Annotated in this window: 15 protein-coding genes; 10 read left to right on the forward strand and 5 right to left on the reverse strand. The window is 58.6% G+C overall.

Annotated features, from left to right (window positions below; translation table 11 throughout):
* Positions 1 to 19 precede the first annotated feature (19 nt).
* Both I6I12_RS05325 and I6I12_RS05330 read right to left on the reverse strand, forming a co-directional pair.
* Complete coding sequence (locus I6I12_RS05325) at positions 20 to 1,375, reverse strand: protein adenylyltransferase SelO (RefSeq protein ID WP_200288935.1); 1,356 nt, start codon at positions 1,373 to 1,375, stop codon at positions 20 to 22.
* Positions 1,376 to 2,197, reverse strand: coding sequence for a PhzF family phenazine biosynthesis protein (locus tag I6I12_RS05330; RefSeq protein ID WP_200288936.1), 822 nt, complete (start codon positions 2,195 to 2,197; stop codon positions 1,376 to 1,378).
* A gap of 67 nt (positions 2,198 to 2,264) precedes the next feature.
* On the opposite strand from I6I12_RS05330, the gene I6I12_RS05335 reads away from it, so the two are divergent.
* The 5 genes from I6I12_RS05335 to I6I12_RS05355 all read left to right on the forward strand — a co-directional run bounded on the left by I6I12_RS05335 (position 2,265) and on the right by I6I12_RS05355 (position 7,293).
* Entirely contained in the window at positions 2,265 to 3,452 is a 1,188-nt protein-coding gene (locus I6I12_RS05335) for a sensor histidine kinase (protein ID WP_023021321.1), read from the forward strand.
* Positions 3,445 to 4,188: a response regulator gene (locus I6I12_RS05340; protein WP_023021322.1), complete on the forward strand. Its 744-nt coding sequence runs from the start codon at positions 3,445 to 3,447 to the stop codon at positions 4,186 to 4,188. The genes I6I12_RS05335 and I6I12_RS05340 overlap by 8 nt, the downstream gene beginning before the upstream one ends.
* A gap of 66 nt (positions 4,189 to 4,254) precedes the next feature.
* A complete protein-coding gene (locus I6I12_RS05345) occupies positions 4,255 to 5,154 on the forward strand; it encodes an ABC transporter ATP-binding protein (RefSeq protein WP_034655868.1) in 900 nt (299 codons plus the stop codon).
* A gap of 45 nt (positions 5,155 to 5,199) precedes the next feature.
* Complete coding sequence (locus I6I12_RS05350) at positions 5,200 to 5,952, forward strand: ABC transporter permease (protein WP_023021324.1); 753 nt, start codon at positions 5,200 to 5,202, stop codon at positions 5,950 to 5,952.
* Positions 5,953 to 5,979: 27 nt separating this feature from the next.
* On the forward strand, positions 5,980 to 7,293 hold the full coding sequence (locus tag I6I12_RS05355) for a DUF4921 family protein (RefSeq protein WP_023021325.1): 1,314 nt from the start codon (positions 5,980 to 5,982) through the stop codon (positions 7,291 to 7,293).
* Positions 7,294 to 7,323: 30 nt separating this feature from the next.
* On the opposite strand, the gene yaaA is transcribed toward I6I12_RS05355, so the two are convergent.
* Positions 7,324 to 8,046, reverse strand: coding sequence for a peroxide stress protein YaaA (gene yaaA, locus I6I12_RS05360; protein ID WP_023021326.1), 723 nt, complete (start codon positions 8,044 to 8,046; stop codon positions 7,324 to 7,326).
* Between the two features lie 31 nt (positions 8,047 to 8,077).
* Here yaaA and I6I12_RS05365 point away from each other — a divergent pair, with 31 nt between their 5' ends.
* Both I6I12_RS05365 and I6I12_RS05370 read left to right on the forward strand, forming a co-directional pair.
* Complete coding sequence (locus I6I12_RS05365) at positions 8,078 to 9,847, forward strand: proline--tRNA ligase (protein WP_023027868.1); 1,770 nt, start codon at positions 8,078 to 8,080, stop codon at positions 9,845 to 9,847.
* A gap of 40 nt (positions 9,848 to 9,887) precedes the next feature.
* The gene (locus I6I12_RS05370; protein ID WP_034655866.1) at positions 9,888 to 10,250 is read left to right on the forward strand and encodes a DoxX family protein; all 363 of its coding nucleotides are present in this window, start codon (positions 9,888 to 9,890) and stop codon (positions 10,248 to 10,250) included.
* Between the two features lie 130 nt (positions 10,251 to 10,380).
* Here I6I12_RS05370 and I6I12_RS05375 read toward each other — a convergent pair whose 3' ends face one another.
* A complete protein-coding gene (locus tag I6I12_RS05375; protein WP_023021329.1) occupies positions 10,381 to 10,710 on the reverse strand; it encodes a transglycosylase family protein in 330 nt (109 codons plus the stop codon).
* A gap of 169 nt (positions 10,711 to 10,879) precedes the next feature.
* Positions 10,880 to 11,731 carry a DUF4439 domain-containing protein gene (locus I6I12_RS05380; protein ID WP_200288937.1) on the reverse strand — a complete coding sequence of 284 codons (852 nt, stop codon included), beginning with the start codon at positions 11,729 to 11,731 and terminating at the stop codon, positions 10,880 to 10,882.
* 38 nt (positions 11,732 to 11,769) lie between these two features.
* On the opposite strand from I6I12_RS05380, the gene rimP reads away from it, so the two are divergent.
* The 3 genes from rimP to I6I12_RS05395 all read left to right on the forward strand — a co-directional run bounded on the left by rimP (position 11,770) and on the right by I6I12_RS05395 (position 13,781).
* On the forward strand, positions 11,770 to 12,309 hold the full coding sequence (gene rimP, locus I6I12_RS05385; RefSeq protein ID WP_023021331.1) for a ribosome maturation factor RimP: 540 nt from the start codon (positions 11,770 to 11,772) through the stop codon (positions 12,307 to 12,309).
* 23 nt (positions 12,310 to 12,332) lie between these two features.
* Positions 12,333 to 13,349 carry a transcription termination factor NusA gene (gene nusA / locus I6I12_RS05390; RefSeq protein WP_023021332.1) on the forward strand — a complete coding sequence of 339 codons (1,017 nt, stop codon included), beginning with the start codon at positions 12,333 to 12,335 and terminating at the stop codon, positions 13,347 to 13,349.
* Positions 13,350 to 13,433: 84 nt separating this feature from the next.
* Positions 13,434 to 13,781, forward strand: a complete 348-nt coding sequence (locus tag I6I12_RS05395) for a YlxR family protein (protein WP_200288938.1) — start codon at positions 13,434 to 13,436, stop codon at positions 13,779 to 13,781.
* Positions 13,782 to 13,814: the final 33 nt, after the last annotated feature.

The raw sequence follows: 13,814 nt of genomic DNA on the forward strand, positions 1-13,814 counted from the left end.
TGGGCTCGGTGAACAGCAGCTAGGTGCCACAGTAGGTGAGGTATCCCTCCAAGCCATTGGGGTCCGGCGATTCGAATGAGGGGTTGGGCTCCCACGGGTGGGTTACCGCGTGGAGGAGTTCTTGATAGGGGCTCATGTCCCCGCGTTCTGCAGCGTTAAGGGCAGCTTCCACCGCGAGGTTGCGCGGGATAACCCGCGGCATCGCGCTATTAACGCGGGATGGATCGGGCGAGGACGCTAGGTACTCATCCAAAAAGTCTCCCTCGGGCAAAAGCTCACGGGCGGGGGTGGGGTGGCCCGCGGCGGCGTCGGCAAGAGCGCGGTGGGCCAGCGTAATATCTGGGCCGTTGAGCTGCATGGCAGCCGCATAAGAAGAAGCGACTTCTCGAGAGGTATCCAAAGCCTTTGCTAAATCTGCCCTGTGCTGGTCCGCAAAGCGGTCGGTAAAGCCGTTGATGGATTCTTGGGCTAAGTCCATGGCCTTTTTCATGTCCATATCAAATAGCGGCAGGAGGGATTCCGCCAAGCGGGCCAGGTTCCATCCCAGGATGGAAGGTTGATTGCCAAAGGCATAACGGCCTTGCCTATCGATGCTGGAAAACACCGTGTCAGGGGAGTATGCCTCCATAAAGGCACAAGGACCGTAGTCAATGGTTTCGCCGGAGATGGTGGTGTTATCCGTATTCATCACGCCATGGATGAAGCCTAAGCGCATCCACTGGGATACAGTGCGAATTTGTGCATCCATCAGCTGGAGGAAAAAGTCCCGGTAGTCGCACCCGGGATAATGGCGGGCGATGGCGTAGTCGGCCAGCTGACGTGTGTAATCCGTCTGCGCGGCTAGGTGGAAGGTGCCCACGCGAATATGGCTAGCGGCAACGCGCACCACGATGCCGGCCGGTTGCACATGCCCGCGTTGGATGGGCCGGCCGGTGGAGATGACCGCCAGCGCCCGGGTGGTGGGCACACCTAAGGCGTGCATGGCCTCAGAGACGAGGTACTCGCGCAGCATGGAAGACAGCGTTCCGCGGCCATCGGACCCGAGGCGGGAATAAGGAGTTAGTCCGGTTCCCTTGGCGTGCAAGTCCCAGAGCCGGCCGTCCTTTTCTAACTCCCCTAAGAGCATGGCGCGGCCGTCTCCCATCTGCGGATTAAACGCACCGAATTGGAAGCCAGAATAGGCCATGGCGTGTCCGCCCGCGCGACCCGTGAGGAACTCGATTCCCTCGGAGGAGCGCAGCCAGTCCGGGTCAAAGCCCAACTGCCTGGCCAGTTCCTCGTTTAGGATGACCATCTCTGGGTTCGGCTGCTCTTCGCCCTCGGTAGGGCGAACCAAGTGGGGAAGGCGTTGGGCAAAATCGTGGTGTAGCTGCATTTAAACCTCCAGTGTTCCGCGCACGCGAATATGGGCGCGCCCGCCTACCCAGATATCCGTGCCGTCATCGTTGATAAATACTTCGCCCGCTCGGCCTATCTGGCTGCCTTGTGTTGCGGTATAACGCGTTGGCACCAGGTTTCGCGCGCGCATAAACTGCGCGGCGCCGCCATTGAAAGAACCGGTGACTGGGTCTTCGAATTGCGTGGTAAAGGCCCGAACCTCATAGGCCGACTCGCCCTCTGCGGCGTTGGGATTAAGGCCCACTACGCCGACCTTGGGGCGCTCGCCATGGGGCTTAACCGCACGCACCGCCTCGGCATCGCGCAATTGGAGCAGGCGCCAGCCCGGGCCATTGTCCACCCAGCCGTGGTCCACAATATCCGCGCTATCTAGCCCCAGCCCACCGCAGGCCTCCTTCAGATCCGCCGGGCTTAGCGGTTCTTCGCGGCGCAGCGGCGGGGTAGCAAAGGATAAGACATCGCCCTCTTCGCGTACGGTAACTAGGCCCACACCACATTCTTGGACGATACTTCCCTCCGACTGCGGGTGATTGCCTAGGGCGCGCCATGCAGCGGCGCTGCCCAAGGTGGGATGGCCAGCGAAGTCAAACTCCTCGTACGGGGTGAAAATGCGGACGCGGTAGTCCGCGCGGGCGTCGTGAGGCTCGAGCAGGAAGGTGGTCTCAGAAAAGTTGGTCCAGTTCGCGATTGCTTGCATCTGCTGGGCGCTAAGCCCATCCGCGCCGGCTATCACCGCAAGGGCGTTGCCGTTAAAGGCACCCGTGGCAAAAACATCAACCTCAAAGAACTCGTGCTGCATGCCCGCCAGTCTAGTCAGCCCCAGGGATGAGGACTATAGCCTAAAGCCTGCGCTAGCCTATAAGGTCATGAAGAAGCTATGGCCCGATGCACTTCGCGCGTGGGTAGGCCCACCGTGGAGAATTCTCATTCCGCTGTTTTTCTGGACTTCTTCGGTGCGGGTGGCAGAAGGTGTTATTGATGGATCCTCGCCTTTCCAAATGTTGGTCCTCGTGCTTTATGCAGTCGGTATTCCACTAGCATTATGGCTGCACCCCAAGCTCAAGGAGTACGCCATTGGCTTCATCGCAGTAATACTAACGGTGTGTATCTTTACCCCGCTGGCTGCCATGGGTAACGCTCACTTCTTCCCAGTTGCATACTGCGTATTTCTTATAGGTGCACATTCACCCAAGCGCTTACAACGGTTCTGGATAGGGTGGATTGCCTTAGGCACCTTGGCGGCCACTGCAGCGGACCTTTATGGGCGGAGACTCATGGATGGCATCGACTTTGGTCTGGAAGATGCCAACAGCATCGGCCCTCTGCCTGCTTTCGGCTTCGTCGTTATCATCGCGTGGCCGGTCATGGGATTTTTCTTCTTGCTGGGCACCAATGACCGCAAAAAGCGCGACGACCAGCAGCTGCTGATTGAACGTGCGGAGATGGCCGGCGCGGTAGAGCGCAACCGCATTGCCCGCGAGATGCATGACATCGTGGCGCATAATTTAGCGGGCGTTATTGCCCTTGCCGACGGCGCCCGGTTCGCCGCCGCCAAAAATCCCGCCGCGGCCACAGAAGCCTTGGAGACCATCGCCTCTACCTCCCGCGATTCCCTCAAACAGATGCGCGGTTTGCTCTCCGTGCTGCGAGATGGTGATTCCCGCGCCGATACCAAGGCGCCCGGCGCGAGCGATATTGCCGGTCTCATCTCGGAAGCGCGCCGGACCGGTTTCGATATCACCGTGCACGGGCTGGAGGACCTGCCGACCGAAAGCGACGAACTCTACCAATTCACCGTCTACCGCGTGGTGCAAGAACTTTTGACCAATATGATCAAGCATTCGCGTGATAAAAGGGGAGTACTGCGTTTCCGCTCTACTGGAAACGGCCTAGTATTGAGTGCCGAAAATCCGGCCGCACGCATGCCGGATAATCACAAGCCCGGCTACGGACTTATTGGAATGAGCGAGCGTGTCAAGGCCTATGGCGGCAGCGTTGCTACCCGCACCGAGGATGGACACTTCTTTATTACCGTGGAGGTACCCAATGACTAACCCTGAGCAGCCAACAGGTGCGCCCGCTGGCCCCATCCGTATCGGCCTAGTCGATGATCAGCCCCTCGTGCGCGCCGGGTTCGCCATGCTCCTTGGCTCCCAAGAGGATTTGGACGTTGCCTGGCAGGCCTCCGATGGCGATGAAGTCCTCGACCTCGCCCGCGCGCAACCTGCCGATATTGTGCTTATGGATGTCCAGATGGCCCGCGTCAATGGCATCGCCGCCACAGAAAGGCTGCTGCCGGAATTCCCGGACACCCAGGTCATTATGTTAACCACCTTCGATGACCAGAATTTTGTCCACGGAGCAATTTCCGCTGGGGCCTCTGGATTCCTGCTCAAAGACGTCGAACCGGAGGAACTCCTCGCCGCTATTCGTACCGTACATTCCGGCGAGGCCGTCCTTTCACCGCGCATTACCGCCCAGGTGCTGCAGCAACTGCGCAGCGAACAGTCTGCAGCACAGCCCGATTTACATGCCACCCCTGTTGCGGCAGCAGCTACCGCCCCTCCGGCCGAAGATCTCACGCCACGCGAGCTGGACGTCCTCAAGCTGATGGCACTGGGGTATTCGAATACCGAAATCGCGGAGTGCGAGTTCGTGTCCATGGCCACGGTCAAGACCCACGTGCGCCATATTCTTACTAAGACCAGCTCGCGCGACCGTGTGCATGCCGTGCTGTATGCCCTAACTCATGGCGTGGTCTCGGTGGAGGAGCTGCTGTCTCATCCCTAGGTATGACCCGCTAAATCACTCCCGAGGATGGTTACTTCGTGCTGGTCAGGCGGCACGATGGAAACCATGCTCAAAGTTTCACACCTTTCCAAGAATTTCCGTTCCTTTAAAGCAGTAGATGACCTCTCCTTTGAGGTCCCAGACGGTCAAGTCACCGGCTTCCTCGGACCGAATGGTTCTGGCAAATCCACCACCATGCGCATGTGCGTGGGGTTGGAGAATCCGACTTCCGGCACCGCGACTTTTGATGGCACGCCCTTCCGCGGGCTGTCCAATCCCGCTACCACGGTGGGCACCTTGTTGGACGCCACCTGGTTCCACCCAGGCCGCAGCGCCCGTGCTCACCTGGGCTACATGGCCGCGTTGCAGGGCGTGTCCATGAACCACGTGGATGACACCCTGGACCGCGTCGGCCTGACCCAGGTAGCCACCAAGCGCGTGGGCGGCTATTCGCTAGGCATGAAGCAGCGCCTGGGCCTTGCTTGTGCGCTCATCGGCGAGCCGAAGCACTTGCTTCTTGACGAACCCGTCAACGGCCTCGACCCCGAAGGCGTGCACTGGATGCGTGCCCGCATCCGCGAATTCGCCGAGGCCGGCTGCTCCGTGTTGGTTTCCTCCCACCTTCTTTCGGAGATGCAGCTCACCGCAGACCGCCTCGTGGTCATCGGCAAGGGCAAGTTGCTGGGCGAGGGCACCGTGGAGGAGTTTGTCAATGGCACGGGAGGCGCAAGCCTCGAAGTGATTGTGGACCAGCCCGATGCACTCCTGCGGCTGTTGCACGGCACCGATGCGGAGACCTCCTTTGACGGTGAGGTCCTGCGCGTGCGCGGCCTCGAAGGCTCCGACATCGGCCGCATCTGTCTGGATAACCGCATTCTCATCTCCAGCTTGGAACGCAAGCAGCCCTCCCTGGAAGAGGCCTACCTCGGCGCGACAGCCGACCACGTGGCCTACCGCTCTGCATAGTTTTTCACCTGCACAACACGCTCCATCTGCAAAGGATAGATTCACATGAACGCTCTGATTTCTGAATCCCGGAAACTATTTTCGCTCCGCTCTACTTGGATATACCTCGCCGTAGTTTCAGCTGGCATGGCTGCCGGCGCTGTCTTGTTGGCTTGGGCGAATGACTTCAATGGTACGGTCGACGGCAAGTTCGAGGCTGTCGATGTGTCTATTTCCGGTTCACTCGCCATTGTCGTGATGGTGTTTGCTGCCGCCATGATGGTAGGCGGCGACCAAAGTAAAGGAACAGTTTCATGGTCATACCTCTCATCAAATCGCCGCGTAGGTATAGTGCTGAGCCAATTTTTCATCATCACCTTTTCGCTACTGCTCGCGGCCACACTGGGCATGGTGGTAGCCACGCTGTTGATTACTGCCTTCGGAGGTGATTTCAATTTTGACAGCTTTATGCATTGGCCGGATAACAATGGGTTCATCCTTGCCTACGTTGAGTGGACTGTCTTTATCCTGTTAGCTACCAGCTTGGCCTACCTTTTGCGCAGTGGTGCATTCGCAGCGATGATTCTCGTGGCAGAGTATTTCGTCATTGAAACCGCCCTCGATGCCGTTAGCGCTCCTTGGGCTAAGGCTATCCTCCGCGTGCTACCTGATGCCAACGCTTGGGGGCTAGTAATGGGCGCCAACCGCAGTGGTGATGAGCAATCTCGAGCTGTCGCCGCTGTCGTTCTAATCGTGATGATCGTGCTCACCGTTGGTGGGTCCTGTGCGGTGGCGCGTCGTCGCTCTGTTGCGAAATAGGTACTAGACGTTACTACCCTAGTGGGCATGAGTGATGCACTTTTTGCCCGCATTGAGCCCATCCAAACCATGCGGGATGGCACGGTCAAACAGGTCAACCCGTTCTCGGGAACCGAGGTATGGACCGTGCCAGGCCGCGGCAACCGCCCGCTGTCTGTACCAGTAGCTAACCCGCAGCCACTGCAAGAGGAAGACTTTAGCCATCGCTGCGCCTTTTGCTCTGGGCGCTTGACCGATACCCCGCCGGAAAAGGCACGCATTCTGCCTTCCGGCGGGATTGTGCGTGGATTGCCCTTGCAGGAATACGATCACACAGTGCCGGCCTTTCGGCGCATCCCCAATCTGTTTGAAATCGTCTCTTATGACTATTGGCATGCCAATTACGGCTTTGAGATGGATGCCGAAACCCGCCAGCGCATGGAGAACTACCTTAGCGATCCGGTCGGCCGGGAACATGTGCTCAAGATAGTGCGCACGAAGCGCAAAGCAGCGCACTTGCCTGAGACAAGCGAAGAAGAACTGGTGGACCAGGCTGCTGGATTCTTCGCCGGCGGTCACGACGTCATCGTGGCTGGCCGCCATTTTGAGCGCGGCGCACAGGATGATTCGCAGTTGGCATCTTCGGGCACGCTAAGCGCTGAAGAACACCTGCTCTTTATGCAGCTGACTATCGACGCCATGCGGGATCTCTACGAGCGCAACCGCTACGCCCCGTACGTGGTGGCATTCCAAAACTGGTTGCAGCCAGCCGGTGCTTCCTTCGAGCACCTGCACAAGCAGCTCGTTGCTATTGATGATCGCGGTATGGCTTCTCACCGAGAGGTCCAGATGCTGCGCAGCAATATGAACATGTACAACGAGTGGGCGGTGGATTATGCCGCTAGCCGCAATCTCGTCATCGCGGAAAACGACCGTGCTGTCCTCTTCGCCGGCTTCGGACACCGTTATCCCACATTGGAGGTGTACTCCAAGTCCGCAACCTGCGAGCCGTGGCTGCAGTCGGAAGAAGAAATTCGTGCCATGAGCGATCTAGTCCACGCTGCCCACGCCGCAGTAGGCCGCGAGGTGCCCTGCAATGAGGAATGGCACCACAAGCCCGCAGACGTCGATGTTGCCCAACCATGGCGCATTCTTATCAAGTTACGTATTTCTACGCTCGCTGGATTCGAAGGCGGTACCAAGATCTACCTCAACACCATTTCGCCCTGGGACCTGCGCGATAGGGTAGTAGGCCAGCTTTACCCCCTGCGCGAATCCGGACATGTTTCCGGCTCAATACGCGTGGCGACGGAGTGCTCGGTGCAACGCAATAGCCTGCTATATAACCCGCAGTTGCGCTAAACAGACCGCGCTGGGCAAACGGTGGTCGGCTCAGCGCCTGACCAGGAGCGTGAGCTCGCACGAACCCGGCCGCGGTTCTTCAACGGTCATACCTGCGGCGCGCGCGATAGCAGCAACGTCGGCGGCGCTATAGGCATCGGCAGGAGAGAGCGCTAGCTCGCGGGCGAGGAGGCCCTTGTAGTGCTTATTAAAGTGGCTGACTACCTTGCGCGAGCCATCTTCTTGCACGCTTTCTACCCGCACCGTTACCGCGTCTTTCACCCGGCCCAATTGTTGGTACGTACCCGAGCGCAGATCAACAATAAGCTCGTCTACCCCCTCGAGAGCCTGCGTAATCTGCTTGCCCCAGTGCGATTTCATGGTGCGGCCGCTAAGTTTTGTCCCGCCCGAAAGCCGGTAATGAGGGATGGGATCGCTGGCGCGGAGGATGCCAAAAAGGGCGTCGCCAATGGCAAGGCGATCCCATGTGGGGAGGGTGGGAGCGTCTAGGGCATCAAAAAGCACGCCAGTATAACGCAACACGGCCGGCATGGTGGGGGTGGTAAAAAGCCCCTGGTTGGACTCGGCTTCACCGCGCAGCTTTTCTGAGAGTTTCAGCACCTTCATTGCCTCATCTACCGAAAGAGACTGCAGCTCAGCTGCAATTTCGCGCCGGGTTTCGTTTAGTCCCGGAAAGGAAAGCTGCGCGAAATCAAGCGCGTGGCCTGTGCCGCCGTGGTCCTTAGTTTCTGAAGGAGGGAGGATAATGAGCATATATACAGGGTAGCGAGGTATATTTTTGTGCATGATTACCCGCCTTTCTGAACTATTTCTCCGTACCCTTCGTGAGGACCCGGCTGATGCTGAGGTCCCCAGCCATAAGCTGCTCGTGCGCGCCGGCTATGTCCGCCGCGTTGCGCCGGGCGTTTATACCTGGCTGCCGTTGGGCCTGCGCACGCTGCGCAAGATTGAAGACGTAGTCCGTCAGGAAATGGATGCTATTGGCGGTCAGGAAATGCTTTTTCCTGCTTTGTTGCCGCGCGAGCCTTATGAAAAGACCAACCGTTGGGTTGAATACGGCGATAATCTCTTCCGCCTGAAGGACCGCAAGAACGCAGACATGCTACTCGGCCCTACCCACGAGGAGATGTTTGCCAGCGCAGTAAAGGACATGTACTCCTCTTATAAGGATTTTCCGGTTACGCTGTATCAGATTCAGACCAAGTATCGCGATGAGGAACGCCCCCGCGCCGGTGTGCTGCGCGGCCGCGAGTTCACCATGAAGGACTCATACTCCTTCGACATGACCGATGAAGGATTGGATGAGTCCTATGGCCGCCACCGGAAGGCGTATCAAAATATTTTCAACCGTCTAGAGATTGATTACGCCATTTGTAAGGCCACCTCTGGCGCGATGGGTGGTTCTGCCTCGGAGGAGTTCCTCGCCGTCTCTGAAGTCGGTGAAGATACCTTCGTGCGCTCTACTGAAGGCGATTATGCTGCCAACGTGGAAGCCGTAGTTACCCCAGCACCTGCGGAGAAGGACATCGAGGGCCAGCCAGAGGCGCAGGAATACGACACCCCGAATGCAGAGAGCATTGATTCACTCGTTTCCTGGGCAAAGCAAGCAGGCATTACTATCGACGGCCGCGAGGCAACGGCCGCAGATACCCTCAAATGCATGATGGTAAAGCTCTTCCACCCAGCTGCTGAGAGCGAAAAGCGCGAGTCCGAGTTGGCCGCCGTGCTCATCCCGGGCGATCGTGAACTGGATGAAAAGCGCCTCGAGGCTGCACTCGAGCCGGTGGAGTTTGAATTGGCCGGGGACAAGGACTTTGCTGACAATGACTTCCTAGTCAAGGGCTATGTTGGACCGCGCGTATTGAACGCCAATGACATTAAAATCTTGGCCGATCCGCGCGTGGTCAAGGGCACAGCGTGGATTACCGGCGCTGACGCAAGCGAGCGCCACGTGGTTGGTTGCGTGGCTGGCCGCGATTTCACCGTGGATGAGTTCATTGAGGCCGCAGAGGTCAAGGAAGGCGATCTTGCCCCGGATAACCAGGGCACGTTGACCTTGGAGCGCGGCATCGAGCTGGGCCACATCTTCCAGCTGGGCCGCAAATACACCGAGGCCTTCGACGTCCAGATTTTGGATGAAAACGGCAAGCGTGCGGTTCCCACCATGGGGTCTTATGGCATCGGCATCACTCGTATGCTGGCTGTGCTAGCCGAGCAGCGCCATGATGACAAGGGCCTTAACTGGCCGGTAGCTGTCGCGCCGTACCAGGTCCATGTGGCAGTGGCTAATAAGGACGCCGCAGCCATGGAGGCCGGCGACACATTGGTGGAAGAGCTGTCCGCCAAGGGGATCGAGGTGCTTTTTGATGACCGCCCGAAGGTCTCCCCAGGCGTGAAGTTCAAGGATGCAGAGCTGCTAGGCATGCCATTTGTGGCAGTCTTGGGCCGTGCCTTCAAGGAAGGCAAGATAGAGCTGCGCATCCGCGGCGGAGAGACCCTAGAGGTCCCGGCGGAGGAAATCGTGGACAAGATTCTTGAGCTGGTTCGCGGTTAGAAAAGCGCGCAATGATTCGCGTCGGGGTACCGTGGAAGGCATGAATTTCCAAAAGAATGGACTTTCCACGGTGCTTTCCGCCATGGGCGTATTGCACTTTGTGAAGGCGCAAACTTTCGAATCCATCGTTCCGCCGCAGCTGCCCGGCCCCGCACGGTTTTATAACTTTGCTTCTGGTCTCTGGGAGATAGTCACTGGCGCGTTGCTGCGGCGCCGCGCTACCCGTGGGTTCGGCGGTGCTTCTGCGCTTGCGCTCTTTGCCGCTGTATGGCCAGCCAATATGTACCACGCCTGGATTGAGCGCAAGGCAGGATGGCCGAAAAAGATCTACCACATCATCCGTCAGCCGCTGCAGGTGCTGCTTATGATGTATGCCTGGAATATCGCCAAGCACGAGGCTTAAAAGGAATTGGCATTGCTGTGCGCTAGCCAGGAAGACGCAGCAGAAAAGCCGGCCCCGTCCTCAACCCCGCGGAAACGCCGCAGGGTGGGGAGGAGGGGCCGGTTTTCGCTTTCGTGCCGGAGCCTAGGACTTAGCCGGCAACTGGGCCGCTGCAGTTAGGCCATGCGCCAGCGCCCTGGGTGGCCAGAACGTTTTCGGCCACGGCAATCTGCTGCTCTCGCGTTGCCTGGTCAGCGGTTGCAGCGTACTGGGTGCCGCCATTGGCAGCCCAGGTTTGCGCGTTGAACTGCAGGCCACCCTGGTAACCGTTTCCGGTATTGATATGCCAGTCACCGCCGGACTCGCAGGCGGCAACCTGATCCCAAGCGCTAGCCGGTGCGGCAGTAGCGGCAGGGGCGGCAAGGCCAGCAAGGCCCAGTGCGGCGGCGGATACAGTCAAAATGGTCTTCTTAGAACGCATTGAGAGGAAACTCCTTCTCTTTGTGTCTTTTAGGCTCGCGGTATCTCCTGCAAGCTCATGGTGCACCAACCTACGCACGCTTGTAGAGCAGAAGCAATGCATAGCGTCGTAGAGCTCGCTATATTTTCACTGTCCGGCGTTCAGGGGATTGACAGGCAGGCGTCGCGTTCTAGCGCATGCCGTGGGATTCGGCCGCGATGCCGATGAGCCAGGTGATCCAGTCTTGATCTGGTGATTCTTCTTGCGCCGCCTGCGCAGCGGCGGCGGACCATTTCCGGCCGTCCTGTTCGGCGAGGCCGCCTAAAAAGTCCAGCGCAGATGCGGAATCATGGGGAAGTTCTTGGTCGCCGGAAGAATAAGCCGGCTCGGGTTGCGGCACGGTGCCATACCGGCCTAAGGCCTCCTGCAGGGCATCGATGCGGCGGTGGTGGACTTCTAAGCGGTGGTCCACGTTGTCCTCGTGCTCTGCGCCGACGTAGGCTCGCGCGAAATCCAGCGCATAAACCTGTTCATACTCCCAGGCAAGGAGATCGGCAGCACTTTTTTGCTCTGGTTGGGAAAGCTCTGGGATAGCGGGAGCATCGCCTGGCAGCCAAGCATTGAGTGCGATGGCTTGCTCGGTCACTAGGATGCGCGATTCAACGGTGACTTCATCGGCTGCCGCTGTCGTAGCAGAGGCGGCATTTTCCATGACTTCGGAAGAATCCGCGGCGCGGTTAGCTTTAGTGGGGCGCTCTACCTCACACGAGCGTGGGGGATTGCCGGCATCGTCGGTACCGCAGAGGCGCGTAATTTCGGCATAGAGGGCATCGGCCTGGGAACTGCGGATCCCCGCGGCGTGATCGTCGACGCCGTTTAAAGTAAGGGCGTCGGTTGCGGCGGCGTCGGCAAGCGCGAGCAGCCTATTTTCCGGCCGGGGGCCGAAATAGTCGACGACGGAATCAACTGCCTGGCACCCGGTTAAGGCGGGCAGGGTGGCGGTTGTGGCTACGAGGATCAAAGCTATACGTCGGCGGTTCACGCAAAAGACTGTACCCGGTAGCACGTAGGCTAGTGGGCATGGCTTTCCCAGATGCACAACAATTGACCGAACTCTTGCAGCCAAAGCTAGCTGAGCGGGGATTGGATGTAGAAGACATTAAGACCACCAAGGCGGGGAAGAAATCCCAGGTGGTTATCCGTATTGATGGTGATAAGCGCCCTAGCTCGGACGTGCTGGAGGAAGTATCTAATGAGATTTCTGCTTTCTTTGACGCCAAGGAAGAAGCAGGGGAGCTCAATTTTGGTGCCGGCTACACCCTGGAGGTTTCCACCCCTGGAGTGGATTTGCCGTTGACCGCTCCACGCCACTGGCGCCGCAATCGGGGGCGCAAGGTTTCCTTCGACCTTGGCGATGGCAAGTCTCAGACAGCTCGCATTGGCGCGCTTAACGACGCCGCCGATGCCGTAATCCTCATCACGGCAAATAAAAAGGACGTGCAGACGCGCGCAGAGCGATTGGAAAACATTGCCCGGGCAGTGGTAGAAATTGAATTTGCGCAGCCGTCCGAACAGGAAATAGCGGCGGTGCACAAGACGTTTGAAGAAGCCGAGAATTAACCGGCAACCGAGAGGAATGACAAGTGAATATTGATCTGCAGGCACTTCGCACCATCGAATCCGAACGCAACGTCCCGGTAAAGGACTTGCTGGAAGCGATTGCGGGTGCCTTGTTGTATTCCTACCTGGATTACCGCGAGTCTAATGCTGGCGGCAAGGTGGAAGGCGCCAAGTCCCGCGTCGATATCGATACCACCACTGGTGCAGTCAGCGTCATCGTCTCGGAGCGCGACCCGGAAACTGGGGAAGTAACCACCGAATACGATGACACCCCAGAGAACTTTGGCCGCGTAGGCGCACAGGCCGTGCGCGAGGCCATCTTGCGCAAGCTGCGCGAGGCGGAGGCAGAGCGCACCTATGATTCCTACTCGGGGCTTACCGGCCGCGTGGTCAGTGGCATCGTCCAGCGCGATGCCCGCGCTAATGCCCGCGGCATCGTCGTGGTCCAGTTGGGCTCTGAGCTGGAATCCCAGGACGGCATTCTACTGCCTGCCGAGCAGATTCCCGGTGAAAAGCTGGAGCACGGTGACCGCATTAAGGCCTACGTTGTCGGCGTGAATCGCAATGGTGCCCAGGTGCAGATCAACCTCTCGCGTACCCACCCTGAATTGGTGCGTGGCCTTTTCGAGCTGGAAGTTCCAGAGGTTGCCGATGAAACCGTAGAAATGATTGCCATCGCCCGCGAGGCGGGTCACCGCTCCAAGGTAGCGGTTGTGGGCCACGCGAAGGGTCTGAACGCGAAGGGCGCTTGCATCGGGCCCCGCGGCCAGCGCGTCAACAACATCATGCGTCAGCTCGGCGGTGAGAAGATTGACATCATTGACTTCAGTGAGGACCCCACGGTCTATGTAGGCAATGCGCTAGCCCCCTCAAAGGTGGTAAAGGTCACCGTCGTGGACAACGAGGCGCAGGTCGCCCGTGTGGTAGTGCCGGATTACCAGCTCTCCCTGGCCATTGGTAAAGAGGGGCAAAATGCCCGACTAGCTGCTCGTTTGACCGGTTGGAAGATTGATATTCACTCGGACGCTGACGCTAATTAAGGATCTGCGCGGTTGTAGCGTAGTCTAGTAAATGGCCCAGTTGCAGAATGGGGCATAGTGGCGACGCGAAAAGTAAGGAGTTGAATGTCTGAGAGGCTAAGACTCCGGACCTGCATCGCTACTCGCCGCCGCCTGCCAGATACGGACTTGCTACGAGTGGTTATCGACCGAGATGATCCGCATGGCCGCCGTCTGGTAGCAGATCCCCACCGCCGGCTTCCCGGTCGTGGGGCGTGGATTAGCCCCACCCTTTCTGCACTCGAGCTGGCGGAGCGCAAACGTGCTTTCAAGCGCGCGCTTCGCACGTCCGCACCCGTGGACACAGGTCAGGTACGTCAATACTTGGAAGCGCAGCGCGGACAAGTAGCTAAGGCGGAAGACACCGCGTTAGATTCGTACAAACCAGAGTTACAAAGGAAGACCGAACACTGATGAGCGCACAACGATGAAGCATCAGCGATGAAC

Origin of the sequence: Corynebacterium kefirresidentii, from assembly GCF_016599755.1 — a bacterium.
Taxonomy (GTDB): domain Bacteria; phylum Actinomycetota; class Actinomycetes; order Mycobacteriales; family Mycobacteriaceae; genus Corynebacterium; species Corynebacterium kefirresidentii.